The following is a 26,544-nucleotide window of genomic DNA, read 5'->3' as shown; positions in this document are numbered from 1 at the left end:
GAGGGGACAAATTGTCCCTTTTTATTAATTCCCTGCATGATCATTTTCTCCTAAAGGCTTAACTTCTGCTTCTAATCCCCATTTTTCGTTATCTAAATAGGAAGCGATATAACATGTTATATCATTTGGTACTATAATTTTACAATCTGAAGAAACAGTAACTTCTACTTCTTTACACACTCCGGCAATAACAAAAGGATATGTTTTAATAAAATCATTCATTTTTATAAATATAGATTCTACGTTATCAATTTTTTGTTCTTGTAGGTGTTCTTTCAATAAATTCTTATTTACTTTTTCATAAAATTTTGTAGCACTTGCAATTTTAATAAAATTAACTGGATTGTTTCCATCTGAAAAACTACTTTTTAGCAATAAAGCTAATTTTTTTACTAGTTCATTATTATATTCAATTTTCTCGTCTATAGATTTGATTATAGTACTTTCTTCTGAAATGTTAATCTCAGTAAGATTAAGCTTTATCAAAAAGTTATTTTTTTTAAGAGCGTCAGCGATGTCCTTTGCTCCGCGTTCACCTATTTTGTTCCCTGAAAGGCTAAGGTACATCAAAGAATTATTGGACTTTAGGGCTGCAGCTAATTCCTTTGCTCCAACATCGCCTATGTTGTTCTCGTAAAGACTAAGCATAGTAAGAGTAGGATTAGTTTTTAGTACTTCAGCTAATTCCTTTGCTCCAACATCGCCTATGTTGTTATCATCAAGACAAAGCAAAGTAAGAGTAGAATTAGTTTTTAGCATCGCTGCTAATTCTCTTGCTTCCGAATCCCCCACGATCCCCCCCCAAAGAAAAAGCGAAGTAAGAGTAGAATTAGTTTTTAGTGCTTCCGCTAATTCCTTTACTCCCAAATTGTGTATATAGTTACATCCAAGGTCAAGCAGAGTGAGAGTAGAATTAGTTTTTAGTACTTCAGCTAATTCCTTTGCTCCTATCTCGCCTATGTTGTTACTAGAAAGAGCAAGCAGAGTTAAAGATTTATTAGCCTTAAGTGCTTCAGCGAGTTCCCTTGCTCCTAGATCACCTATTTTGTTACTCTGAAGATCAAGCGTCGTTAAAGAGTTATTAGCTTTAAGTGCTTCAGCGAGTTCCCTTGCTCCTATCTCGCCTATGTTGTTACGAGAAAGAGCAAGCTGAGTTAAAGATTTATTATCTTTAAGTGCTTCCGCTAATTCCTTTGCTCCCAAATTGCCTATGTTGTTACTGGAAAGATCAAGCAAAGTAAGAGTAGAATTAGCTTTAAGTACTTCAGCTAATTCCTTTGCTCCCAAATCGCCTATGTTGTTACTGGAAAGAGCAAGCAAAGTAAGAGTAGAATTAGCTTTAAGTACTTCAGCTAATTCCTTTGCTCCCAAATCGCCTATGTTGTTACTAGAAAGAGCAAGCTGAGTTAAAGATTTATTAGCTCGAATCACATTAGCTATGTCCTTTGCTTCTGCGTCTCCTATTTTTTTACTAGAAAGATCAAGCGTTGTAGCACCGTTTCTTAAACTATCGGCTTCTTTCTTTAATTCTCTTTCCTCTAAAAATTCTATTAATTCTTGCATAGTTTGCTCCCTATTAATTTAATATTTTGTTAAAAATGAGCTATAGACAAAATCATAGTAAGGAGTTTTAAGAATGCAATAGAAATTTAACTAAAAATTAGTTTAAGAACAATGACCGCTCAAGTTGTCGGCGTTTTACCAAATCTTGTAACCTTACACCTTTTGCGTGTACCCATCTAAGCAGTCCATCGGCTAGCTAGTGCGTATTCATCATGATTGAGCTTTATATTTACCTCACAATAGGTAAAATTTAAATATTAGCTCGATCAGAAAATCTTTTAACAAGATGCATGTAAATATCTAAAGTTTCAAGTTCGTCTTTGTTAAAAATGTGTGGAATCTTTACATAAATAAGAGTTTTTTGGTTCTTTTGATTTATTTTATCGCGAGGCAAAAATACGTATAACCTGTGTACATGATCAGACTCGGTATTTAACTTTCGGTCTAAAACTTTGTATAAAGCCGCTATATTTCCTTACGGTTCAGATGAAAAGGCGGCAATAGCAGAATCTAATTTCTCTTTAAATAAAAAACTTAGCTCTTTATCCTTATCCAGTTCTTGAACCGATATTATTCTCGCGTCATCTAATTTAAAATAAAATTTAACGTCTTCAAAAAAAGAATCAGGATATTTTTGTGAAGTTTGAAACTCGAAGTTTTTAGTAAGTTTATTATCAAGAAATTTTTTGTCTAAATAAAATTGGATTATTCTCAAGTCATTCTCTACTATTTTTTTCTTGTAATGCAACAATTGAATAATAAGAATTACAATTGTGGCAATAAGAGCGGCAAATAATATCGGATATAAAATATTTATTTGATTAAGCATATTTTTAACGGCTATTAATGTAAATAACCTATAGTAATAAAATTTATTATTATTTCAACTTATATTTATTTTAAGGGGTTAAAATTAATAAAAAGTTATTATGGTGATAAGATAAAGCCCATGATTTCTTATTGAAATTCCATTTCAACGTAAACTTTGCCTTTATCAGTTTAAAAAATCCCCTCTGCGTTAACTTTAGCATTGGCAATAAGCCCGCCCGCTATTTCTAGCGTCTGTTGCCCGACAACATGAGTTACTTATAATATTTAGCATCCTCTGCTTTTCTATAAGCTTCATATTCTTCACTAAAATTATATTTTTTATCATTTTCATCCATTAATTCATAAAGCTTTTTAGCACCCTCATAAACTTTCGGCCATTCTGGGTGATTAAGATAAGCGGAATCGGGTTTACTAAATGTGTAATAAGGATCAATTGAATCTAACAATTCATTAAACCATCTACAAAATTCATAAATTTGCTCAGCTTCCTCTTTATCATATATCGCCACTCCTATAGCATTAAATATTTCTGTTGGGTTGCTACAATCAATTACTCCATCAATGATTATATTAAGCACATAATTACTAAGTTTAGACCAATAAATATGAGGATAAGAATTCAAATCTATTTTAAGTATTTTTAAATTAGCTAAATCTTCAAAAGCTTTTTTTATTTCTAATCTAATATTAGGTGAATCAATTTTTAAATTTACATTCTGTTCCATGAATTCCATTTTAACCATTTTATTAAAGGGATATGAGAATGAGGTTGTATAGAAGGCTTACCGTTAAGAATTTCTAATATTCTACCTGTGTTTCTATCAACTACTTTAGTACAATCGTTGAATTGGTCATATTCTAAATAATTAGCATATTCGTCAAGCATATTGCCGTTATCAGTTATAGTAATATGATCTACTTGTTGAGGAGGATAGTCTATAAGTTCAGGTCTACCTTTATCAATCCTTATATGGTTTTTACCGTCCGTATATCTCAATCCAACATTTTTCTTCACAAATCTTGGTGTAAACTCTTTAGGAACTCTTTTAACTGCTTCAGGGAGTTGTTCCCAATCTTTATATCCTTGTAGATATTCCTCACCATATTTCATTAGTTTAGGATCATCTCTTTTAATACCAGTAATATCTGCAATATGATCTTGTATTTCAGCGAGGTCAGAGCTAGTGTCAATAGCACTATTGTCTATTTCTCTTGATAACTTAATAGTTCTATCTTTGAATTGCGGGGAAACTAAATCAATTATTATTGATGTGGCTATAGTATTCCGGACAGTTAGTATGAGACAATATTAACAGAAAGGAAATACAGTATGACAAAAACAAAAATGTATTCTAGTGAATTTAAAGAATCAGCAGTTAAATTGGCAACTGAATCGAAGCGACCTGTTATTCAGACTGCAAAAGAATTAGGTATCAGTAAGAATACTTTATATAGTTGGATAGATAAATATTCTAAACAATTTGAAGAATCAATAACAAGAACAGATGAACATCTGTATGATGAATTAAAAAGATTAAAGAAAGAGCTGGTGATAGTAACACAGGAGCGTGATATACTAAAAAAGGCTGCAGCGTACTTTGCAAAAGAGTCCCTGTAAGGTATGCATGGATAAAGAAGCATCAAGATGATTTCTCAATTGCAATTATGTGCAAATGTATGAAGGTATCACGTAGCGGTTATTATGAGTGGTTAAATAACCCTGGATGCAATAGGGATAAAGAAAATAGAGAATTAACCTGTAAGGTTAGAGCTATTTTTCAGGAAGGTAGACGAAATTATGGATCTAGACCCATTAAAAAGGCTTTGTTGAGGCAAGGCATAATTGTTAGTCGTAGGAGAATTACAAGACTAATGAATGAAGCTGGCTTAGTATGTAAAACTAAGTATAAATTTAAAGCAACTACTGATTCTAAGCATAATAAGCAAGTTGCTCCTAATTTATTGGATAGACAGTTTAAAGTTTCTAATGTTAATTGTTATTGGGTTGGTGATATCACCTATATCCCAACTGGAGAAGGATGGTTATATTTAGCAACAGTTATTGATCTATTTTCTAGAAAAGTAATAGGCTGGTCAATGAATAGTAATATGAAAGCTGATTTAGTTAATAATGCTTTGCTAATGGCAATATGGCAACGTAAACCACCTAAAAAGCTTATTTGGCATACTGATAGAGGTAGCCAATATTGTTCTGATAATCATTTAAAACTTATAAAACAACATGGTATTATACAGAGTATGAGTCGTAAAGGAAATTGCTGGGATAATGCTGTTGCTGAAAGCTTTTTTCATACTATAAAAACAGAATTAATTTATCAACATAAATTTAAAACTAGGGAGGAAGCAAAACATGCTATATTTGAATATATAGAGGTATTTTATAATCGTATAAGAATGCATTCTGCTAACGATTATCTATCACCAGTACAATACGAAAAAATACAAAAATGTGCGTAAAAAACTGTCCGGAAAACTGTTGACAGATCATATATCTTTAAATAACTTAAATAAAAATTTCCTAGCTTTAAAACCTCCACCAATAAAAAATTCAAAGAAATATGCATCTTCTAATCCAGGTTCATTAAGAATTTTTTGTAGTCTTTCTTCCTCTTGACGTTTTAATTCTTCCTGTTGTTGAGGGGTTAATTCCTCAACTTCATCACTATCCCCCGCAGCTACTGCACCTAGACGCTTCGGTTGCAGCTGTGAGTTAATGGACTCTACCATATCGCTAACCGGAACAGTGGCATGCAAGGAAGCTTTATCGCCGGTGGTGCTACCTATTTGGCTGTTGACATTACGGCTTAATTCAGGAGGAACGCTACCACCTACACCTGTAAGCTTAATCTCACCACTGCCGATAACGGGCAAAATGTCTCGTGATTGCTCATTGAAGCTGCAGACAACAGGAATACCGACACCCCATGCAAGCTTGCCCCTGCTGTCGGCTTTTTTAGTCAGTGTTGCCCCTAATCCAAAGCTCTTGCCATTATCGTAGTCGTGCAGTTTTCGTGCTATGATGCTACCTGCTTCAACATAAAGCTTGCCTTTATCGGTTAAAGTCCCGTCGGCGTTAACTTCAGCATTGGCAATTAAACCGCCCGCTATCTCTAGAGTCTGTTGCACTACTACATGCGTTACCTGTGTGCCGATTATGCTGCCTATTGCATTAGTCCAAGCGGCATCTTTTTTACCGACTTCCGCCTTACCGCCTAGCTCCTTATACGTTCCACTATTGTTAAAACCAATGCTCATCTGCATACTGGACATCCGTTCTTGTACTATGTCTTGCAAGCTCTCAACTACTAAATTATTCGCTCTTACTTTTACGCTACTTGCTTGCATGCGGACACCGCTAACTCTGCCGTCTCCTTGAAGGTCAATTTCTAACTGTCCTTTAACCATGATCATATTGTTATCATGATAAGAAGTAACTGTAGAGCTTGCCTCTGCAGTGTTAACGCCTAAACCTCCTCTGACATTTCCAGATATAGGTATTATCAGCTCTATCTCACCACTAGTGGTTTCATGAGCGGTTGTATCATGGCTTGCCGTAGCTCTTAAACTCGCTGCCTTGAGCTTAAAATTATCGACATGGCAAGTTATCCCTTCAATTACTGCTTCACCGTCAACCTGAATATCGATATCACCACCCATGATCATATTATCAACGGCAATATGCTGCTGGCTTTCAGTGGTTGTACTAGTTACTTTACCGGATACCCATACTCCAAACCTTACTGAATCAAGATTCTGTAAATTTTGATTTAAGTCTGTAGGTGATTTACTACCTACAAGCTTCTTTATATCGCCTGCTATTTGCATAGTTTGCGAGCCTAGCTGGTATAGATTTAATGCCCGATCTAGGACATCAAGCCAATGCGTACCGTTTTTATGTATTAAATGATTAGCAAGTTTTGCTGTGCCGCTTAAATCTTCTTGCATGCCGATATGTATGCCGGCTTGCATTGTAGTAGTAGTACGCTGCGTATTATGCTGCTCTTTATGCGTGCCAAAATGTAACTCTTTTGCAGTAATCTCAGCTTTAGTAAATTTAAGGCTAGAGGATATAACTTCTATCTTTCCATCTTTAGAAGCAATTACTAATTTGTTCTTGGCTATAATTTCTGAAGCTTCGTATAGCTGAGCATTATATTCCTGCTTATTAATATTTTTAAATAATTCGCTACTTATACTTACTTGTCCGCCACCGGCATTATAACCGATACGTGAACCGCTTTCCGTAAAGCTTACAAATTTATTTTGATGATATGGGGCTGCTTCTATTTTTACTCCCTTTTGACCGACTAAATAAATATCATCACTGATTATTTTAGCTCCCAGTAAATGAATCTTACCGTCGCTTATCGCATAAAAACTTCCGCCGCTATAATATAATGTCGGCACAACACTTTCCCCGTAAAAATACTCTTTAGCTGTTTTAGTGCCGACAACCGTCATCTTACCGCCATTAAATTTAAATAAATATGATTTATTAGAGACATGGTCATGAACATGAATATCATATTTAGGAAGTACTTGAATGTTACCGCCGACTTGTAATATTTGCTCTTCCTTAGTTAGAATTTGTGCTGCTTCAATGGTAGTATCAGCTGTAACTTTAGCAAAAAAACTATCAGTTGTAATAATTGTTGGAAGTACTAAAGAATCTTTAGTATAATCTTTCCAGCTGTTACTGCCGCCATGCCATTTCTCACGTCCTTGAAAATGTACATTTCTTTTAAAAATGTCATATTCGGCACGTAATTTTAGCTCTTTTACGTCTAATTTAATACCGGTAACATTAATTAATGTACTAACTGCTTCAAAAGCACCGCCGGCTTTAACTTCTAAATAACCGGCATTAATTTCGCTAACAACTTGACGAACTATATATTCTTCAATAGTTGTTTTACTCCCTAGATGGTACATTAATCGCTCATGTACGCTAATCGGCAGGAAATGAACGCCGTTTTTAGTGATTATTTTTAACTCTCCTTTAACTTCAAATTTACCGGCTTGTGATATAACTTGATCAGCTACTAAATAAACATTCTCACCGCCAATTACAGTACGGCTTTGATAGGCAGCATTTCTACCAGCTTCACCGCCACCACTTCCGTTATAGATGTTTTGCAGGTCTTGACTTACTATTAATATTTTACCGCTCGCCGCATTAAGATATAATTTTCCGTTTCTAATAAATGATTTATCTATAACAATATCGCCATGTGTTTTGGTAAAGGATAAATCTGTACTTGCATAGCTACTGTCAAAATTTAAATTGCCTATTCTTTGCTCTATAGATGTTGACTTACTAAACTCAAAATATTTTCCAACACTCACTCTATCAGCATATATGGGGCTATTTCCTACCCATCCTACTAATTCTCTTATTCTACCTTGTTGCGTAGCTATTTCAGCGGGACTATTAAGTAAGTGCAGCACGTCGGCTTTAATACTACCGTTTGCTGCTTTGAGTAAACAACCTATAAGAGTAGCTGCCTTGCCGGCATCGATATCGATAGTTCCGGCGTTAATTCTGCTAATCACTTCTTTGATTGCATTAGTATTAATTCCACCAACTGCCATAACTTCATTATATAAAGGTAATGGTAATATCTCTAATGAATGAATAGTTTTAATAATGACGGAATCTTTTGCAGAAATAGCCCCGCCTATAATATAGCCACGTTTAGCATCAATATATGCAGTTCCTTCTGCTGTGTTAACCTCTCCGGCAAAATCTATATATTTCCATTGTAATTTTGGTAAAGGATTATTTTTATCTGTACTAAATACTCCTATTAGAGTTACATCATTCGCTATGCGGAAACCGCCTTGTATTACTGAGTTATCACTAGAAGGGTTGCTAGCAAATAATATATGCGAGTATTGAACTAACTGAATACCTGATTGAATTAATAGAAAATCATGAATTGACTGAACAAAAATACTGTGAGTTATTATTTCGCTGTTATTAATTCCGACATTGCTGCCCTTCATAGTTAATGCTTTACTATTAATATGTGAAGCATTAATACTTGCATCACCGCTTGCTACAATTGCTATTTTACATGATATTAATTTTGATTTATCTATTTGAACATAGTTATTTAGACTGTAAATAACCAACGACTCAGCTTTCATTAGAGTTTCAGTTACGTAATTAGAAGTATTACTATAAATTATTATAGATTTTGCATCCAATACTGCTTCTTTTATATGTACTGCCCCATGCTGTGCAATTAATATAAGCTGATTTTGTGCTGATAACGTTCCTTTAACAAATAAATCACCATAAGTAGTCTTAAATCCTATATCACCTTTTAATACTCTTAAAGAACCGTCAAACCTTAAGCCTTCACCGGCATTAAGTAAAGTATAATTACTAGACACTGCTGAAATGGAAGCATATATTGCACCACCCTTTAACATTCTATCTGCCTTAATAACACTTATAGTTCCATCAGGTGATACTACTATTTGATGATCAAAACCAACGAATAAACTATTTAGCTTTAATCTACTCCCAACTATCAAATCAACCCATAACAAAGTGGTAAGTTTATCGATTGTTTGAATCAGTACAGCATAATCCATTAAGATATGGACAGATTATAACAAACAGCATCAAAAAAATGTTCGAAGTCTTTTGCAGTTTTTCTAATTTGATTTTTTAATTTAAACCAATAATGCTCAATTGGATTTAAATCAGGAGAGTAAGTAGGTAAAAATAAAATACTACAACCTACAGATTCTATTAGCTCTTTGACCTTGGAATTCTTATGGAAATTAATATTATCCATAACAACCACTTGACCTTGTTTTAATTCTTTGATCAAAAAATCTTCAACATAACTCTTAAAAATTAGTGTATCACAAGTCCCTTCAAAAACTATTGGAGCTATTATTTTACCATTGCAAAGCCCTGCTATCATACTTACTCTTGTTTTATGTTGGTAAATTTTCTTATCGTAATATCTTTTACCTTTTAGGCTATAACCGTACTCCAAGCATGCATTATCTTCTATTCCGGATTCATCCATAAACACTAAATCTTCTTTTGAAATAGTTTTGATTCTAGCTATAAAATCATTCCTTGCTCCATCGTCCCTTTTGGGGTGCGTAAAAGTTTTTTTTATAACTATATCCTAGTGCTTTTATACCTCGCCAAATTGTCGTTGCTGACCATTTATTTGATATTTTTGCTAATTCTTTTAGGCTTTTATCGGCATTATTATCTATAAATTCCTTAAACTCCGGCATATTTGTTAGCTTTTTATTATGACCTTTTTGATAGCCTACTCTCGGCTGAATATCTCCTTCTTTCTTTTGAATAGCTTGCCATTTGTATAATGTTTGCCTAGATATATTTAATAACTCCTTAACTTTACTTACTGACTTAACTTTATCTATTAACTCTAATGCTTTTGTTCTTAGTTCGTATGGATATGCTCGGACCATCTCTTTCCTTTTTCGCACATAGATTTACTTATTTTATGCTACTTGTCAATACCTTAATGGATTATGCTATACATTACCAAGTTCAACGTTACCTTTAATATAAAAGGTTGATAATTTCGCTAAAATCGTATCAATTTTTGTAAGCTCTTGACCGTTATTCTCAATTCTTATAACCGACTTACCTGCCTGAATCTGATCATTTAAATTTGCTGTATCCAGATTTAAATTTAGCTGTAGCATTTTACAGGTTACACCACTTGAAAAGTTGACGTTACATAAACCGATACCTTCTAAATTTGTTACATCCATTTTATGCAGTATAGCTTCTACCTCACCAATCATTAATAAATTATTAAGTATTTTCCCGCTCGCCTGAAATTTACCGGGTTGAGATTTTGAATTATACTTAACATCTCCAGCTTCTAAATTATATACGATGACCTTAGCACAATCTTCAAGTAATAATTGCTTACAACTACCCCCCATAGGAATTGTTACTTCATCAGCTTTAATAATAGTTACGGTATCAAAACGAAATTTATGAGCAGGAAATATTATTTTTTTGTTTGGATTTAAGCTGCTAGACATATCAAGTACTAAATCTATACCTGATAAATTTCCTTGCGATTCAATTTTAAAATTAATATATGATTTAGCAGAGATATAAAATTTGCCACGAGGCGATAATAAATTTGTTATCTCTATTGAATCAGTAAAAATTTGATTATTTATGCCAAGTGTTTGCAGGGACAGACCAGTTACTGACTTGATATTCTCTAACCGCCAGCTATCAGCTGCTACGCTATCTTTTACTAATAGACTATTTATTTGTGCATGATTAAAATTACCGTTAAGTACTACTTTATCTAATGTTAATTGAGTTACTGCCGTCTTAATATCTAAATTATTTAAAACTAAATAATCATTGATAGTATTACCCTCAAAAGTAATTTGCGGATTATTGCCATATAATTTAATCCCCAATTTATCAGTTACTTTACCGCCTTTTAATAAACTTAAATTATTACAAAATATATAACCTTCTTTAGCTCGGAAGTTATCTATTATTAGTTTTACATTATTATGGGCTTCTTCATTCGGTAATATTTCTTTCTTATTTTCTGTACTAATTTTATGATCAGTTAATAGAACCGAGTTAAACCCTTTAAAACTTCCATTATAAATATGAGTAGTAGATTTAAGAAATATCAGTAAATCTGCTGCTCTACCTTCTATTAAATCAATCACTCCTTGCCAATTAACAGCAGCAGAATTAGCAAATGTTATATAAATTTTATCGGTGGGATTTACTGGATTATTATGTACATGCAGCTTGGTATTTGAAGCTAAGTGGGTAGAGTCTAGCGTTAGTACGGCTTCGTCACCGCTTACATAAAGTTCAAAGTCTGGCATAAAATAAAATGAAGCACATTGTTGTTTAATCTACAGTTGACTTTGCCATAACTTTAAATATTATACAAGCTTAAAATCTAAAAAGTTTAATAAAGAGGTTATATGTCAAAACAAAGGTTGCAACAATTAGAGGCTCAATATAATGCTTGTGTTTTACAACAAGAACAAGCACGTAATAATAGTCAAAATATTATAAATGAGGCAAACCAATTAAAAAGTCAGCTAAATAGCGTCACAAATAGTAATTCTAGTGCTAAAAGCACGTTAAATAGTTATTCGAGCAATTTAACAACTATACAAAATACTAATAGTAAAATAACTAAAGATATTACCGCTGAGAGAAGCATATTAAATAAACTTACCTCATTACTTAGTCAGTATAACGAATATGTACCACCTAAAATTAATCAAAGTAACTTAAATGAAAATAGTTTAAATGTTGAACAAGCCGGTGAAATTGCTGATTTTATAGAAAGAGCTAACAATTAAATATGAGAGGACAAAATGTTAAAAATACAAGAAATGAAACAAAAATTTAATATTATGGAAGAGCAATTGAAGACACGAGATGATTTAGCAGGGTTAATGAATATGCGTAACCTACCGGGTAATACGGGACGAAGTATTGCCGCGTTGTTAACCTGTGGAGGAGATCCAGATCTACGGCTAGCTTCTCATAATAATATCATTAGTGATAATTTTTCTACGCTTGAAAGAATATTAACTCAAGAACAAAATAGTCTAACGCAAATAAATTCTAATATTGCTCATAATAGCGGTATATCGCAAAATTTAAAATCTCGAATATCAAGTGCTAATAGTAGTCTTAATGAGACTAATTCTAAAACTAGAGAGATACAGCAAAAAATAGCGGAAGCAACAAGACAGCAACAGCGGAAGCAACAAGAATATAGCTCGGCTCAAAATAGTAAAACACAGTTAATTAATAGTATGAATCCTAAACAGGTAAGTTTTATATTGCAAAAATCTGTTGAACAACGAGATGAAGCTACTATTAATTTATTAAGTAGTAAAAATTTTGATCCTAATTTTCAAAATGCTAAACAAGACACATTACTTCACACTGTAATAACTTATAATAATCAATCCTTATTACAAAAAATCATTCCTAAATGTCCTAATGTTAACTTAACCGATGAAAAGGGAAATTCTCCATTACACCTTTGTATTCAAAAGCAAGATTTAATTACTTTAAAAAAATTAATGACCCCGGAAGTTAACATTAATTTGACAAATAAAGATGGCTCTACCATATTGCATTTTGCTGCAGTAAGTAATAGCTTACCCATTGTTAAATATTTAATTGAAGAATGTCCACAAAAAAACGCTATCGATATAAATATAAAAGATAAAGCCGGTAAAAACTGTGTGGATATAGCAGGAAGTAGTGTTAAAGCTTATTTAAATTCTAAAATTATAATGGCAGTAACAGAGATTGAGTATGATAATCCAGTACTTAATCACCCGGAATTAATAGAGCAAGCAGTAAAGAAATTTGGTTCACCTATTGTTAAAAAATTAATTAATTTAGGAAATCAATTTACTGATACCAAGGAAAATAGAGAATTACTTGAAAATGTTTGTCAAGATAGCAATGGCTTAGAAAATTTGCTTACTTTAATAGGTCTAGATATACAAGATATCTGTGTAGAAAATTTTACATCATTTTCATAAACTTGAAGCGTTTTAAGCTCCGCTTCATTATTTTTTAAAAAATATTTATCTTCCTAAAAACCCTTCCTTAACTTTTATAATATCAAACTAAATCCTTTTCACTCAAAAACACAGTTCGCTCTAGCTTACGGCGTTTAACTAAGCCTTTAAGTTTTTTATCCTTTACATAGACCCATCTAAGGAATTCATCGGCAGCTTCAGCGTATTTACCTTGGTTAAGCTTTTTTAATAGCGTAGAGTTTCTAAAGGCTTTGCTACCACAATTGAAGATAAAAGAGATTAAAGCCGCTTGTTGATTAACTGATAAATAAACGTGGCAGTATTTACGCAAAGCTATTTGTACTTGCTTAACATCTTCGTCAAGTAATCGCTCGGCTTGTTCTTTGGTTATTTCAATGTCTAAATATGGCAATTCATGGGGTTTTATCACATGACCATAGCCGATAGTTTTAACTCCTGCAGGGCAGTAATAAGAAACAAGCCTTAAGGATTCAAATTGCTTGATTAACTGTTTTGCTAGTTTTTGAGCGGACATTTAACGTAACCTCAATTATTTTTGATTGCCTTATTTTTCAATGGCTCTGGCGCTTCTTTTTTGCCGATCGGTGTTTTCGTTATCAGCCTTAAGATAATATTAATAATTGCTATAAAAGTTACGCTTATTGCCGTTTTTTGTTCTTCCGGTAATTCAATATTTAAATCAGCAAGCCAAGCTGTTAATAATGCTGTTCCATTAAATATAATTGTTCTAAATCCTTGTAATGTTTTCATAAAATTTTCCTTTTTGTTAATGTTGATGAGAGATACGAGTATATTATTCCCAGTGCCAAGAGCCATGGGGTTTTAGTAGTTGGACGGTTATTTTGACTAAACCGCTAATGAAATTGTTATTATCGGCGGTTAGTCTGATCGGCGTATCGTGCCAATAAGTTAATGGATGGTTAGTTAAGCCGATGTTGGTAGTATCTTTCGTTATGGTTAGTGCATTGCCGTAGCGTTTAGTATCTTCTGCAACACCGACACTAAAAGAGCTACAGCCCTGTATTTCCTCTAGAACCCTGATATTAACGGCAATGACGTAAGTGTGATGCGGGATTTTTATTGTTGTGTCGGTAAATTCTTCCGATAATTTTACATCCTCCTCCAAATGCATTACTTGCAAATACTCGCCGCTATCTTTTTTAATGAGATAATCATTTTGAACCTGAACAGGCGTAACAGATAAGGCTGAAACGTCGATTTGCTCCCAGTTTTTACCGGTAAATCGGTATTTTGTTCCATCTTTATTATGGGTAACTTCTAACCATTTATGAGGAATAACAAACCGCCAGCTATTATCGAGCCTTTGAGCTATTTTATTGCTTTGGTTTTTAAATTCCCCCGTTGGCTCAAGCCCAACTATATATAACTGCCCCGGTCTTGGGGATTCAGGCGGCGAAGTTATATTAACCTCTTGAATTACCGAATTTACTAGTATATCAAGCATATTTAATGCTTCGTTATGGGTAATTTCCTTCTGTGCCTGCCCGTTATGAATAAGCGGCAGTTTTAACCGATTTGTATATGTCATATAATTATTTTAGTTAAGGATTATAGTAGTGCTGTAGCCTCTACCTACTTGAGAAGAAAGCTGATAAATGGTTGCGGTTAGGTTATCGGGGATTTCGGTAAAATCGCTTAATATTTGTTCTTTGGTATAAATGATTTTTGAGGTATTGCTTTCTAAAATTCTAACAGTTTTATTTTTCTTTTTTATATCGATTTCGTACTTTTCAAGCTCTTCGCCAATCGGTACGTCAACATAGTCCCGCCAATCGTTATCAATTCTACTCCGACGAAGCCAGCTTATATTTATATTACCTTCTGCATCTTTTATAGCTTGTGCGTAAACCGGAGCAAAGGGCTTTAAAGCCCTGCCTGTATAAGTAAAAGTGAAGCTGTCAGTTTCGGCTAGAGTTTTGCCGATTGTTACCGCTTTGTAATTTACAGGTTTGCCGATTAGATTGTTTGGGATTGGAACATTAATAATTTCATTATTTAAAAGAATAAACTTATCACCGGTTTTATGGCTATTAATTGCCCATTCCGTGCCGCTTCTGCCTCGTAGCAATCTAGTTAATTTATATTTCTTATCGCCGATTAATTCGGCATTTTGGAATTGTATAAGCTCATCGCCGATAAGAGCTTTATTTGCACCATTAAGCATGGCTAGCTCATTGACGCTTTGCAAAGTACCATACAGTAACTGTATTATTATCTCGCTAGATTCATCTAATAGTAAACTGGACGCTGTGGGGATTTTATTTAAGACAAAACCTGTAGTGCTTTGAGTGTTTACTGCCGCAATAGGTTTATAATTTTCTGTTTCATGGCTGTAATATATAATAGCACCCGACCAATTAGTATCGTCACTATTTACCGCTAGTGTTAAAACTGCTTGATTGGGGTTGTTATCATTTAGCGGCGGTGCATCTATTACCCATAATATGCTATTTGCTATCGGCTTTGGCAGCTGGTATTTTGTCGGTAAATAATTCGTTTTGCCGCTAAAGTCATACATCGATATATTAAAACTTACGGCAAGTATTTTCATCTGCCCTGTGCGTTGCACATCGGTTTTGATAATTCTTAAAGAATGGCTAGCATTTTGGCAAATAATATTTATGATATCAGTCGGCTCTAAATAAGCATATTTCGGCGGTAACGTTAATTTATACGTTCCTGCCAAGCGTTATACAAGGTAATATCGGCAATTTGTTTGGCAATGCTGTTGTCTAAAACTATCGGCAGGGAAAAATTGATTTGATCACGAGTACTAACTATTTGCCGTTGAGATTCAACTGTTAAAGTATCGTAATTTTGTCCTCGGTCAATATGACTAACACTAACCTTTTGCGGCAGTTCTAACTCTTGTGCTACAGTAATTTCTAGGGTTTCTTTTATATCATTATTATTGCCCGGCACTAATTCGCTTTCAGCAATTTCCGTGGTTAACAAGCCATCCGTGCGATGAATAAATTTTAAAATTCCGTCACTTTCCACGCAATCAAAAAAATAAGCACTTTGTAACTGCTCAATTGCTTCCCTTGCTGTAATGTGCTGTGATATAATATAACCGCTAACCTCATCAGTTAGCCTTGATACGTCATAATCACCGGGCTTTAGTCCTGTTGCTTGCAGAATATCGGCAACGATCACTGCTAAATTTGAATTGCCGAGCTTGCCGTTAAGCCAGTGACCGGTTGCCCATAAATCCCCGTCTTGCCAAATATGCTTTAAATCCGGAAAAAACGGAAAAGGTCGAACATCGTAACACCAGACAAAACGCTTAGCTATTAGTTCCCTTAAGCCTTCTTGCTCATTCTTATTTTGCCAATAATCAAGCGTGGCATTTAGAGCCTGACGTTGAGCATAAAAGCTAGTTCGACCGCTTGAGTTTCTGGGAAAATGAGATTCTACGGAAGCGGGATCATAAAATACGTTAGGCTGATTACTGCAGCAATCGACTGAAGGAAAGCCAAATTCCGTAAACCATATCGGCTTTAATTTAGGCTGCCAATTTGTTTGAGTTCCATCGGGGTTGTGATGCCGGTTACTCCACCAATATTCGATATTCTTCCAAGCGTATTTAGGATCGTTAAAATAATGTTTTTGGCTTCTTGTGGGATCCCAGTAATATTCCCAACCTTCGCCGCTTCCCCATCCTTGTTTGATTATTTCTTCGGTAATTTGTTTTTGCGGTAGATTGATCTGTCAACAGTTTTCCGGACAGTTTTTTACGCACATTTTTGTATTTTTTCGTATTGTACTGGTGATAGATAATCGTTAGCAGAATGCATTCTTATACGATTATAAAATACCTCTATATATTCAAATATAGCATGTTTTGCTTCCTCCCTAGTTTTAAATTTATGTTGATAAATTAATTCTGTTTTTATAGTATGAAAAAAGCTTTCAGCAACAGCATTATCCCAGCAATTTCCTTTACGACTCATACTCTGTATAATACCATGTTGTTTTATAAGTTTTAAATGATTATCAGAACAATATTGGCTACCTCTATCAGTATGCCAAATAAGCTTTTTAGGTGGTTTACGTTGCCATATTGCCATTAGCAAAGCATTATTAACTAAATCAGCTTTCATATTACTATTCATTGACCAGCCTATTACTTTTCTAGAAAATAGATCAATAACTGTTGCTAAATATAACCATCCTTCTCCAGTTGGGATATAGGTGATATCACCAACCCAATAACAATTAACATTAGAAACTTTAAACTGTCTATCCAATAAATTAGGAGCAACTTGCTTATTATGCTTAGAATCAGTAGTTGCTTTAAATTTATACTTAGTTTTACATACTAAGCCAGCTTCATTCATTAGTCTTGTAATTCTCCTACGACTAACAATTATGCCTTGCCTCAACAAAGCCTTTTTAATGGGTCTAGATCCATAATTTCGTCTACCTTCCTGAAAAATAGCTCTAACCTTACAGGTTAATTCTCTATTTTCTTTATCCCTATTGCATCCAGGGTTATTTAACCACTCATAATAACCGCTACGTGATACCTTCATACATTTGCACATAATTGCAATTGAGAAATCATCTTGATGCTTCTTTATCCATGCATACCTTACAGGGACTCTTTTGCAAAGTACGCTGCAGCCTTTTTTAGTATATCACGCTCCTGTGTTACTATCACCAGCTCTTTCTTTAATCTTTTTAATTCATCATACAGATGTTCATCTGTTCTTGTTATTGATTCTTCAAATTGTTTAGAATATTTATCTATCCAACTATATAAAGTATTCTTACTGATACCTAATTCTTTTGCAGTCTGAATAACAGGTCGCTTCGATTCAGTTGCCAATTTAACTGCTGATTCTTTAAATTCACTAGAATACATTTTTGTTTTTGTCATACTGTATTTCCTTTCTGTTAATATTGTCTCATACTAACTGTCCGGAATACTATAGCCACATCAGATCTCTGGTTAGAGGAAAATAGGCATCAATGCCGATAAAATCAATATTAGGACTTGCCCAAAGCGTATCAAGATTAAACCAGCCATTTTCGGTATGATGATATTCCGACCAATCAGCGGCGTAAGTTATAAGGGTGCTTGCACCTAATTTATTTTTAACGAGAGATGCTAAATTAACGAGTTGATCCACTGCCGGATATGAGCCTAGCTTATCTGTAAAACCGGTTAAGCCTATAAATTCTGAACCAATTATAAACGCATCAATTAAACCATTTGTTAAATTGGCATAATGCAAAATAAAATTATTATAGCCTTGATTTTTATTGAACCATTGTACTATATCATTTGTGCTATTTGCCTTAATACGACCACGCCAAGGCTTAGGGTACGGATGAATTTCATCGACAAAAAGCATCGGATAAAGCATTATTTCATAACCACGCTCTTTTAGATGGTTACAAATTTCTAAAATAGTGTGATCGGAAGGAGTGCCGCCATAAGTCGGTGTATACTCGTCAAAATGTAATACTGTCTCGGCACTATTTCTGGTGATTCCGGCAACTTGCCAATCGTGCGGCATTACAGCAGTATCTTTATTATTAAACTCTACTTTAGGGACTACCCTACAATTACCGGCATTGCTAGACGTCGCAAACCAGCAAACAACAACCGCCACCCACTCTAAATTAGGCAGCGTTTTAGCCATCTGCTCAATGCTAAGCAGCATATTAGCTTTACCATTATAGTTATGCATATTGAGGTAGTTTTTGCCCCAAAAATCCACAGTCTTCCTGCCAACTTTTTTGCGGTATTGCTTATAATGAATTTGCGAGCTATAAACAAACTCCCCAGCCCCTGGAATAAGTACAATTTCCTTAATTTTATCTTCCACCGAAGGTTTTATCTGTATCTTTCTTCTCACCTCAAAACTAAAATTAGGGATGTGATTACCAAATTGCTCAAGCGGTAAGTCTTCAAATACCACATAACACAAACCTCGATAGGCGGGATAAGTGTTGGGGGCTTTATGCTTGCCGATAATATCGTCGGGCAGCTGTTCTTCCGTCCCTAAATGCACGTTAAATTTGCCGTTGCTACTTGTTAACATTGCTTCGGTTATCAGCGTGCCGTCTGCCCAAATCCTTACTATTTCCTCTACTTCCCCCTCACAGATAGCAATCGCCAAACTTACCGAATAGCTATAATTAATTACTTTTCTAATTCCTTCCCCGTATTCTTCAAAATCTTTAGTTTCTAACTCCTTAATATCCGTTGCCCAGATGATATTACCGGCTAACCTTAATTGTCCGTAGACTTTCGGGATTACCTCGCCGTAACTTGATATTTGGACTTTTAGGTCATTTAACCTTGCACCCTCTCTTGCATCACCAAAGCCAAAATTGTTTTGAGCTTTTTTCTTTTTACCGAATAAATTAGCAGCAGCCTTCCCGAGTACCGCCCCTTTAATGCCGCCGCCAAAACCCCCAAGCATAAACCCGAAAGCTCCACCGACTACAGGCAGTATTTTACCAAGCCCAAACATTTTAGATTTTTACTAGAGTAATTTTTAATCTCTATCTTTGTACACAGAATCTCTTTTACCGATTCTAATTACTAATACGGTAATTTCTTGATCTTTAATTTGGCAAATTAATCTATAATCTCTTACTCTATAACGCCATAATTTAATAGCATTACTACCTTTAAGTTGTTTGCCATGATTTCTAGGAGATACAGAAACATTTTTAATTAAAAATTGGTAGATAGATTGTTTTATATCTTTAGTTAGTTTACTAAATTCTTTTTCACTACTTGTTGTAAATTCAATCTTCCAAGCCATATTTTTCCTTTATTTCACTTAAAGAGATTGTTTCTTCACCTTTTTCGATTCGAGATAAAGCAAGTAATAAATCGGCTTTTTCTTGTATATAATTTTCTATTGCTTTACGAATAATATATCCTTTTGGTCTATCTGTTTCTTTAGCAATAGTTGAAAGAACCATATCAAGTTCTTCCGGAATTCTAGTAGTAATAACAGTCATAAAATACCTATAATACATTATACTACTTAATATTACAGTATATTAAAAAAAATACAACGTATTATTATAATCTTGAGCTTAATCTATCAATTCCCGGCAGATCAGGCTCGCCTCGGAAATTGATTATATTGTTAAATTTCTCGATGCAAGTTTTGCTACTCTTATTGCAGCCGGCGACTATAGTAAACTCATCACCTACATTAATAACAAAAGGCATCGGTAAAACTAAAGTGATGCGACTATTAATAAAACTTTTCACTTCCATTTGTAGACCAATATTTTTGCCTGTTTGCCAGCTGATATAGCCATAGGTAAACCAATCGTTTTGCTGCATTAATTTAGCAGAAGTAAAAGTTTGTCGGTCGATTACTTCGGTAACTGCTGCCTGCACGGTAAAATTTTCCTGATGCAAATTAAATCGGCAGCGATGATCCCCTAAATTTGTTCGACAATGCGGCAAGTAAGTTTCGCACATAGTTTGTGATAAAAATTGCGTTAAGCCCCTTACTTCTGCATGAAATAGGTTTTTATTTAATGTTACTTCGCCCAACACGCCCCGCTTTTGGATTATTTTACCGCTTTCAGGGAGCAGGTAATTTACTAAAAATATTTCTACTTCGGCAAAATCATATTTACCGGCTAAAAGGTCAGTTTCAGTTATTTTATTGTCGTGAAATTGTCCGGCTAAATCGAGATTATCAACCGCCATATTACTATTGCTTTCTACATTGGTCGGCGTAAAACCTGCTATTGAATCATATTTTATATTATCAATAAATAACACTTGATCATGGTCGGTAAAGGTAAAAATTCTATGGTCTTTTCTGGTTAGCTTCCAGCAAGTGGCAAGAGTAGTTACTTCGTTATTTAAATGGTTTTTTAACTGGGGGGATAAATTCCTCATATTCTAACTTCAACTAAAGGAATATTGCCCCATGACCCAACCGCGAAACTATCTATTGACAAGTCAAGCTGATCGGTATCGAAACGTACAGGTACGTCAAACTCAAAATCGGCGGTTATTTCTTCATCATTTTTTGGTGCTAAATTAAAACTTACTCCACCGGTTGTAAAATCAATATTAAATCCTTGATCTATATGCAAAGCATCTATATAGATTTTACAGAAATTATTATTTACCGGCTTATTTATAACTCTAGTATATTCATAATTGCCGCTTGAATAATGTTTAACTAGTTGAAACTCTTTTTGTTGACCATTACCTTTGCCTATTATTTGATGAACAGCTTTATAATCCGACCAATCTTTATAGCGAAAGCCTATTGCTCTGCCTCTTCTTGACCTAAAAAACGCTATTAGCTGCTGCCATTGTTCTTCCGTTTTTATACCGCTGCTTATATCGTATCTAGCTCGTGCCTCTTGCCAATTAATATTACGCTGCTCGTGTCCGCTAAAAGTCGTAACGATGTCGGTTGAAAACATCGCTCCACCCTTAGAGCCATAAGATATTTCCGGCGGAAATTGTATTTCGGCAAAGGGATTAATCATATTTAGAGAACAAAGAATGCTTATATTTCAGAAATTGAATTTTATTTTGAAGGGTGAACGCACGCAGCTTATTATAATAAGTGAGTACGTGAATCCCTGATAAAATGAAAGAGCAATTTTTGAAAGATGAGTATTCTTATAGATTTCTTTTGCTTCTTGAGATTTGCCTTGCCATGTCGGCGGCTATTTGACTACGGCTTTGATTGAATGAGGCAATATCGGGCGTTTGAATATTCATATTAACTACTATATTGCCCCCACTTGTTTCGGCTGCTTCTAAATTGCCGAAAGGTACTATACTACCGATTGAATGCGGAATAAATAACTCCGGCTCACCGCCGTCACCGACAATATGGGCTTTACCGGGACGTGCTGTACCGCCTTTAGCAAAAAATCCACCAAACATAGAGCCCAAGCCCTGATAAAAAGCCACCTCCACCGCCGCTCCCATTACCGCCGCCAAATAAGCTACCGAGCAATCCACCACCGCCACTAGTACCTATTATATCCTCTTTAAGAGTCATTTTTAATATATCACTTTGAAGCTCTTTAAAAAAATCCCCGCAAGTTTCCTTTAAACTTTTAATATGACCGCCGGCACCGAAAGCAGCATCGGCGAAATTATCAATTAAACTATTAGCTCCGTCTTTAGATTTTTCAGTGATTAAATCAAATACGTTTTTACTATGTTCGCCGAATTTATCAAGCTGCTCTTCACTTTGTTTTAAAGCTCTGTTATAGGTCTCTTGATCGATTAAGCCTTGTTTTAGTAATTTATTTAGCTTCTCAATTTGAGCGTTATGTTTTTCTAAAGGTGTTCTGGTTTGCTCGAATATTTGCCTAGCGTCACCTAACATTTCATTACTTTTGCTCATAACTGCTATTTCTTCTTTTTTAGGAAGATTTAATTTTAAACTCTCTATTACCCTTGGGGATTCAAGTGTGTTATTGTATTTTTCAGCAGCTTCCGTACTTTTATTAAACCATTTTGTTAAAGTCACAAGCCCTGCAACTGTGCCGGTGATTGCTATAGCTGTTAAGCCCAATGGATTTGCCATTAAGGCTACTGTCAAAGTCCTTACTGCCGCAGCAGTTGTAATAAACCATGCAGCCAATTTCAGCCCTAAAATCGTTGTAATAGCAGTTATAATAAAAGTAATTGCCGGATGACCTTCACGCACCGCTTCAAAAAAGCTTGTTACAAGCGGCAATATCGGCACTAAACAGGAGGTTATCAGACTTATCAGTATTGTCTGTAATTTATTTAATTCACTATTAAATTGTGCCATAGCGGTACAGTCTTCTTCCGATAAAGAAACACCTAATTTTTGGGCTTCTTCCCGCATTCGCTGAATTCCTACCGCTCCTTGCTCAAGAATCCCCGTTAAAGTGCTACTTTCAGAACCAAATAATTTAGCAGCAATAGTCGCTTTATCTGTGCTATCTGTTAACCTTTCAAACTGGCTAGCTATTTTCTCTAATTGCTGATCAGGGCTTAGACTAGCAAGTTCCTTAGCTGACAAACCGAGGGCTTGCAAAGCCTGTTTTGCTTCACCGCTACCTTTAGCAGCTTCTGTAATTCTTGCAGCCATTATAGTAAGTCCGGAAGTTAAATTATTAAATTCCACACCACAATTGCTAGCCACATATTTTAGTTCCGATAAGCTACGAGTCGACATATCAAGTTTTGCTGACAATTTGCCGATCTGCTCCCCGCTATCAATTATTTTCTTGAGCGCATGGGTACTAAAAGCCGCAGCAATAGCCGTGCCGATTCTACCAAAACCGAAACTAAGCTTATTTGTTAGCTCTTGCAGTTTTTTAAAATTCTGCCTAATTCTGCCAAAAGCTTCCCTAGTTTTATCGATACCCCGGAACGTTACCCTGACTTCCTTGTTTGTCACTTCCTTAATTTATTCTGTTTTTCTTTTTTTATCTTAAAATAAGCGAGCCAATGATGCCATTCGTCGATTGTCATTTGTTGGATTTCCATAATTGTTTTATGTAGTAATTCCGCAAGTGCAAATTGGTTAAATAACATTGGCTCGTTTATTAGTTTTTTTCCGACATCTCTAAATCGCTTCCTATAGTCGACAAGCCGTATTTTACTTCTGTAATTTCATCTTCGGTGCATTCAAATACTGGTTTACTGCCGGCTATGCCGCTATCAATATCAAAATACTCCTCTGCTATAATGCCCTTAATTACATAAGGCTCACCGAATGCCGGCGTTAAAACTGCATTTACGGCGAATCCTTGCTCAACATCTAAAAACTCGCTAAAATCTTCTTGCAATGCCATATTTTAAATTCGTACTTTTATTTTTAGTTATTTAATGATATACTTATCTAAGTAACTACTTAGGTGAGCTAAATATAATGACTAGATTAAGCATAGATATTCCAATTGAACTACATAAATTTCTAAAAGTTCATACTGCTTATAAAAACGACACAATAATGAATTATGTAAGGGAAGCTATATACAGTAAAATAGAGCAAGAAAAAGAGCTAAATGAAGAATCTATTAAAGTTTTAGAAGAATCCAAACAAGGCTTAAATATAAACAAATATCCCTCTTACCAAGAAATGTATAAAAAGCTTAAATTATAGTATTTTAGTATGATTATCCAAACTTCCACTAAACGGTTTGAGAAAGAATTATTATTGATGCACAAACGTGGAAAAAACATCAAAAAATTAATTACAGTTACTGATTTATTAGTACAAAATATTAATTCCGGTATAGCTCATCATTTATTGCTACCTCCAAAATACTGCTTACATAAAATTGTAAATATGGATAATGTTTGGGATTGTCATATAGAACCTGATTGGTTATTGCTTTACTATTTAGATAATGAAGTATTACGGTTAGAACGAACCGGAACACACAGTGACCTTTTTAAGTAAAAATTGACTTTAGGTATTATTTCCTCGCTACGGCGAAAGATTCGGCATGTCTAATAGCGATGTCGATATCTTGCATAAGCCTTATTCTTATGCCGCCGCTAGTGCCTAAAGCGTATGGATCCACTAGTACGTCTAACACGCCCCATTGCCCGATAATTAGATCGGCGAAGTTACCGAATAGTAAAGTATCAGCGGGCATTTGGTTAGTCGTGCCGACTCGGTAGCCGTTTAAATAGCCAAACCCTGAATCTGCCCCTTTACTTTCCCAGATAAATTGAGCAGTATGTTCAGCTTTTTCGGTTTGTTTTAAGTGACCACGCAGTGCAGCATTGCATAAATAGCCAAGACCGCCGATATCGGCATTTTTGGCAGCTATAGCAGTTTCTAAATCAACGATTTTGTCCCAATCAATTTGCTCTTCATCGCCAATATTAACTTTAGCTATTTTATGGTTCAATATGCCTAAAGGTTCAGCTCCTTTGCCGCTGCCGTTTATTGCTGCCCGATCAATCTCAAGGGCTATAGTGGTTGCTAAATCCTCCCGCACTAACTGCTCAATATCGGGGCTTGCTTGTAATATTAATTTACGACTAAAATCGGTATATGCGGCAATGCTTTTTGGGGATAATGTTACCTGCCCGAATGTTTGTTGTGATTTTTGCGGCGATTCACCTTCAGCAACCCAAAAGGCAGTAGCTCCGCCCATTTGCTTTGGTATAGCAATATCACCATGTAAGCCGCTCATGACTTTAGCCCCCATTTGGTGAATTAACATTTTGTTACGTAATAATTCAATAAAATTGCTGCTTAAATAATCGGTAGGAACTAAATAACCGCCGGCAGTATTAACTAGCTTTTGCAAGTCTCGCTTTTCTAGCATTACGTCGAGCGGAATAAAAAAACTTGCAGGTTCTCGCCCCACTCGTTTTGCTATTTCAGTTGAAGCCTCACGCTCTAACTCTGCACCTTGCCAGTTGCCGGCAACTGCTGCTTTTATGGCTTTGATTATCGAAAAGTTACGTGTTTCTTTCTCACTCATACCGATTATAGTTTGATCAGGGGAAGAGGTATTAATAAGCGGCACAGAACTAAGATTTTCTAAAATCTTCTGCCGAAAAGCATCTAAACTTTTACCTTCTCTAATAAATTCCATAGCGGCATTTTTCATATTATGCTTATCACCAAGGGTTAAGATTTCATTAATTCTAGTAGTTTCGTATGTACCCGGTTCTGCTTCCATAAGCTTATTGCCTCGCCCGTCATCGTTACCTAAATAACCGCTGCCGTCAGGTGAGACAAAAAAGCCCATTTTGGAAGCTCCGACCCTTGCCGCTACTAGCTCCGCCTCTTCATAACCGGCAAGCATTCGCAAACGTAACATCGCGCTATGCATCCAAGGCACGCCTCGACTTTGCGAAGGTCGATCGATTATAAAAGCGTGGATAATTTCACCGGCAGGGATTCGCTGATATTTTTTATTTTCTCTGCATTTAAATAGTTCGCCGGGATGAGAAGTAAGAAGATGATAAGCAACGGGGCGATTCCATTTGTTAAACTCAATACCCATTCTTATATAATTGCCGTTATCTAAAACTTTATTCAGTTCTTCGTCTAAATGATCGGCTTCGATAAATTGCAGCGCAAAGCCAAACCCATTATCAAAACCTTTAACGAGCCGGATAATTACTTCGCCGTCTCTAGCTACGGATTCCAAAAACAAACGCTGGCTATCAATCCATGATAACCTGCCGTCAACGCTGCAATTATTTTTTTTACTCCAGCTCTCAAATTGCGCCATTATTTGGTTATTTATCCCGCTTAAGAAATTACCGCTATTGTCTACGGCTCTAACCTGTAAACGAATCCCGCTATTACCGATTACATTGGTGGAAGTGCGTTTTAAAAATCTACGAGCATAATCGTTATTAATACATAACTCTCGTGACCTATTGCGCAGTAACCGCAAACTCTTATAAAGCTCGCTATCGGCAGACAAGCCGCTTGTTATCCAGTCGCTAGTGAGCCTATTTATATTTGCGGCGCTATATTGGCGTTTTACCGGCGGTGGACGCTTGAATAGATTAAATAAATTGGGGAATTTCAT

At 35.1% G+C, this 26,544-nt stretch carries 29 protein-coding genes and 1 pseudogene; 6 read left to right on the top strand and 24 right to left on the bottom strand.

Annotation, left to right across the window (positions count from 1 at the left end; genetic code table 11):
- Positions 1 to 24: 24 nt before the first annotated feature.
- From AAHM91_RS00255 to AAHM91_RS00240, 4 genes are all read right to left on the bottom strand, one after another.
- On the bottom strand, positions 25 to 1,563 hold the full coding sequence (locus AAHM91_RS00255; protein WP_342269484.1) for a leucine-rich repeat domain-containing protein: 1,539 nt from the start codon (positions 1,561 to 1,563) through the stop codon (positions 25 to 27).
- A 475-nt stretch (positions 1,564 to 2,038) separates the two neighbouring features.
- Entirely contained in the window at positions 2,039 to 2,392 is a 354-nt protein-coding gene (locus AAHM91_RS00250) for a hypothetical protein (protein WP_342269483.1), read from the bottom strand.
- A 253-nt stretch (positions 2,393 to 2,645) separates the two neighbouring features.
- Positions 2,646 to 3,119 (bottom strand): SCO4402 family protein, encoded by a 474-nt coding sequence (locus AAHM91_RS00245; RefSeq protein WP_342269482.1) that lies wholly within the window; start codon positions 3,117 to 3,119, stop codon positions 2,646 to 2,648.
- On the bottom strand, positions 3,104 to 3,505 hold the full coding sequence (locus AAHM91_RS00240; RefSeq protein WP_342269481.1) for a hypothetical protein: 402 nt from the start codon (positions 3,503 to 3,505) through the stop codon (positions 3,104 to 3,106). Before AAHM91_RS00240 ends, AAHM91_RS00245 begins: the two co-directional genes overlap by 16 nt.
- Before the next feature lie 73 nt (positions 3,506 to 3,578).
- Here AAHM91_RS00240 and AAHM91_RS00235 point away from each other — a divergent pair, with 73 nt between their 5' ends.
- Positions 3,579 to 3,707, top strand: coding sequence for a hypothetical protein (locus tag AAHM91_RS00235; RefSeq protein ID WP_342269480.1), 129 nt, complete (start codon positions 3,579 to 3,581; stop codon positions 3,705 to 3,707).
- Between the two features lie 17 nt (positions 3,708 to 3,724).
- Positions 3,725 to 4,872, top strand: a protein-coding gene (locus AAHM91_RS00230; protein WP_410526146.1) for an IS3 family transposase whose coding sequence is annotated in 2 segments (ribosomal slippage) — positions 3,725 to 3,971 and positions 3,971 to 4,872 — 1,149 coding nt in all. Because the reading frame shifts where the segments join, the coding sequence is not laid out codon by codon here.
- A gap of 27 nt (positions 4,873 to 4,899) precedes the next feature.
- On the opposite strand, the gene AAHM91_RS00225 is transcribed toward AAHM91_RS00230, so the two are convergent.
- The 3 genes from AAHM91_RS00225 to AAHM91_RS00215 form a co-directional block, all read right to left on the bottom strand.
- The gene (locus tag AAHM91_RS00225; RefSeq protein WP_342269479.1) at positions 4,900 to 9,018 is read right to left on the bottom strand and encodes a hemagglutinin repeat-containing protein; all 4,119 of its coding nucleotides are present in this window, start codon (positions 9,016 to 9,018) and stop codon (positions 4,900 to 4,902) included.
- Positions 9,018 to 9,882, bottom strand: a protein-coding gene (locus AAHM91_RS00220) for an IS630 family transposase (RefSeq protein WP_342269478.1) whose coding sequence is annotated in 2 segments (ribosomal slippage) — positions 9,018 to 9,557 and positions 9,559 to 9,882 — 864 coding nt in all. Because the reading frame shifts where the segments join, the coding sequence is not laid out codon by codon here. The genes AAHM91_RS00225 and AAHM91_RS00220 overlap by 1 nt, the downstream gene beginning before the upstream one ends.
- 66 nt (positions 9,883 to 9,948) lie before the next feature.
- Positions 9,949 to 11,295, bottom strand: a complete 1,347-nt coding sequence (locus AAHM91_RS00215; RefSeq protein WP_342269477.1) for a hypothetical protein — start codon at positions 11,293 to 11,295, stop codon at positions 9,949 to 9,951.
- Positions 11,296 to 11,397: 102 nt separating this feature from the next.
- On the opposite strand from AAHM91_RS00215, the gene AAHM91_RS00210 reads away from it, so the two are divergent.
- Both AAHM91_RS00210 and AAHM91_RS00205 read left to right on the top strand, forming a co-directional pair.
- Entirely contained in the window at positions 11,398 to 11,784 is a 387-nt protein-coding gene (locus AAHM91_RS00210) for a hypothetical protein (protein ID WP_342269476.1), read from the top strand.
- Positions 11,785 to 11,799: 15 nt separating this feature from the next.
- Positions 11,800 to 12,990 carry an ankyrin repeat domain-containing protein gene (locus AAHM91_RS00205; RefSeq protein ID WP_342269475.1) on the top strand — a complete coding sequence of 397 codons (1,191 nt, stop codon included), beginning with the start codon at positions 11,800 to 11,802 and terminating at the stop codon, positions 12,988 to 12,990.
- Positions 12,991 to 13,072: 82 nt separating this feature from the next.
- On the opposite strand, the gene AAHM91_RS00200 is transcribed toward AAHM91_RS00205, so the two are convergent.
- From AAHM91_RS00200 to AAHM91_RS00130, 16 genes and pseudogenes are all read right to left on the bottom strand, one after another.
- The gene (locus AAHM91_RS00200) at positions 13,073 to 13,525 is read right to left on the bottom strand and encodes a lysozyme (RefSeq protein WP_342269474.1); all 453 of its coding nucleotides are present in this window, start codon (positions 13,523 to 13,525) and stop codon (positions 13,073 to 13,075) included.
- An 11-nt stretch (positions 13,526 to 13,536) separates the two neighbouring features.
- Positions 13,537 to 13,761 (bottom strand): hypothetical protein, encoded by a 225-nt coding sequence (locus tag AAHM91_RS00195; protein ID WP_341792965.1) that lies wholly within the window; start codon positions 13,759 to 13,761, stop codon positions 13,537 to 13,539.
- Positions 13,762 to 13,804: 43 nt separating this feature from the next.
- Positions 13,805 to 14,560 (bottom strand): DUF2793 domain-containing protein, encoded by a 756-nt coding sequence (locus AAHM91_RS00190; protein WP_342269473.1) that lies wholly within the window; start codon positions 14,558 to 14,560, stop codon positions 13,805 to 13,807.
- Positions 14,561 to 14,569: 9 nt separating this feature from the next.
- Positions 14,570 to 15,718 (bottom strand): GTA baseplate fiber-binding domain-containing protein, encoded by a 1,149-nt coding sequence (locus tag AAHM91_RS00185; RefSeq protein WP_342269472.1) that lies wholly within the window; start codon positions 15,716 to 15,718, stop codon positions 14,570 to 14,572.
- Complete coding sequence (locus AAHM91_RS00180; protein WP_342269471.1) at positions 15,697 to 16,188, bottom strand: phage tail protein; 492 nt, start codon at positions 16,186 to 16,188, stop codon at positions 15,697 to 15,699. The genes AAHM91_RS00185 and AAHM91_RS00180 overlap by 22 nt, the downstream gene beginning before the upstream one ends.
- Positions 16,189 to 16,284: 96 nt before the next feature.
- Positions 16,285 to 16,704 (bottom strand): annotated as a pseudogene (locus AAHM91_RS10895) (baseplate megatron protein TIM-barrel domain-containing protein); the annotation flags it as partial.
- Positions 16,705 to 16,766: 62 nt separating this feature from the next.
- A protein-coding gene (locus tag AAHM91_RS00175) for an IS3 family transposase (protein ID WP_410526146.1) occupies positions 16,767 to 17,914 on the bottom strand; the annotation gives its coding sequence in 2 pieces (ribosomal slippage) (positions 16,767 to 17,668 and positions 17,668 to 17,914; 1,149 coding nt in all).
- A 49-nt stretch (positions 17,915 to 17,963) separates the two neighbouring features.
- A complete protein-coding gene (locus tag AAHM91_RS00170) occupies positions 17,964 to 19,520 on the bottom strand; it encodes a baseplate megatron protein TIM-barrel domain-containing protein (RefSeq protein WP_342269469.1) in 1,557 nt (518 codons plus the stop codon).
- 24 nt (positions 19,521 to 19,544) lie between these two features.
- Positions 19,545 to 19,817 (bottom strand): type II toxin-antitoxin system RelE family toxin, encoded by a 273-nt coding sequence (locus tag AAHM91_RS00165; protein ID WP_253308592.1) that lies wholly within the window; start codon positions 19,815 to 19,817, stop codon positions 19,545 to 19,547.
- The gene (gene relB / locus AAHM91_RS00160) at positions 19,801 to 20,019 is read right to left on the bottom strand and encodes a type II toxin-antitoxin system RelB family antitoxin (RefSeq protein WP_253308591.1); all 219 of its coding nucleotides are present in this window, start codon (positions 20,017 to 20,019) and stop codon (positions 19,801 to 19,803) included. Before relB ends, AAHM91_RS00165 begins: the two co-directional genes overlap by 17 nt.
- Before the next feature lie 64 nt (positions 20,020 to 20,083).
- On the bottom strand, positions 20,084 to 20,923 hold the full coding sequence (locus tag AAHM91_RS00155; protein ID WP_342269468.1) for a DUF2163 domain-containing protein: 840 nt from the start codon (positions 20,921 to 20,923) through the stop codon (positions 20,084 to 20,086).
- Positions 20,920 to 21,528, bottom strand: coding sequence for a DUF2460 domain-containing protein (locus AAHM91_RS00150; protein ID WP_342269467.1), 609 nt, complete (start codon positions 21,526 to 21,528; stop codon positions 20,920 to 20,922). Before AAHM91_RS00150 ends, AAHM91_RS00155 begins: the two co-directional genes overlap by 4 nt.
- 136 nt (positions 21,529 to 21,664) lie before the next feature.
- Positions 21,665 to 21,934: a hypothetical protein gene (locus AAHM91_RS00145; protein ID WP_342269466.1), complete on the bottom strand. Its 270-nt coding sequence runs from the start codon at positions 21,932 to 21,934 to the stop codon at positions 21,665 to 21,667.
- Positions 21,912 to 23,432, bottom strand: coding sequence for a phage tail tape measure protein (locus AAHM91_RS00140; protein WP_342269465.1), 1,521 nt, complete (start codon positions 23,430 to 23,432; stop codon positions 21,912 to 21,914). The genes AAHM91_RS00145 and AAHM91_RS00140 overlap by 23 nt, the downstream gene beginning before the upstream one ends.
- A complete protein-coding gene (locus AAHM91_RS00135) occupies positions 23,429 to 23,569 on the bottom strand; it encodes a hypothetical protein (RefSeq protein ID WP_342269464.1) in 141 nt (46 codons plus the stop codon). The genes AAHM91_RS00140 and AAHM91_RS00135 overlap by 4 nt, the downstream gene beginning before the upstream one ends.
- Before the next feature lie 11 nt (positions 23,570 to 23,580).
- Positions 23,581 to 23,829 carry a hypothetical protein gene (locus AAHM91_RS00130; protein ID WP_253308586.1) on the bottom strand — a complete coding sequence of 83 codons (249 nt, stop codon included), beginning with the start codon at positions 23,827 to 23,829 and terminating at the stop codon, positions 23,581 to 23,583.
- Between the two features lie 77 nt (positions 23,830 to 23,906).
- Here AAHM91_RS00130 and AAHM91_RS00125 point away from each other — a divergent pair, with 77 nt between their 5' ends.
- Positions 23,907 to 24,140, top strand: a complete 234-nt coding sequence (locus AAHM91_RS00125) for a hypothetical protein (RefSeq protein ID WP_253308585.1) — start codon at positions 23,907 to 23,909, stop codon at positions 24,138 to 24,140.
- Positions 24,141 to 24,149: 9 nt separating this feature from the next.
- Complete coding sequence (locus tag AAHM91_RS00120; RefSeq protein ID WP_342269463.1) at positions 24,150 to 24,440, top strand: type II toxin-antitoxin system RelE/ParE family toxin; 291 nt, start codon at positions 24,150 to 24,152, stop codon at positions 24,438 to 24,440.
- A 16-nt stretch (positions 24,441 to 24,456) separates the two neighbouring features.
- Here AAHM91_RS00120 and AAHM91_RS00115 read toward each other — a convergent pair whose 3' ends face one another.
- Positions 24,457 to 26,544 (bottom strand): phage portal protein, encoded by a 2,088-nt coding sequence (locus AAHM91_RS00115; RefSeq protein WP_342269462.1) that lies wholly within the window; start codon positions 26,542 to 26,544, stop codon positions 24,457 to 24,459.

The organism is Rickettsia endosymbiont of Orchestes rusci (genome assembly GCF_964030945.1).
In the GTDB taxonomy this organism is placed as follows: Bacteria; Pseudomonadota; Alphaproteobacteria; order Rickettsiales; family Rickettsiaceae; genus Rickettsia.
Note: the sequence above shows the minus strand (reverse complement) of the source record. Positions and strands in the feature narration are given on the sequence as shown.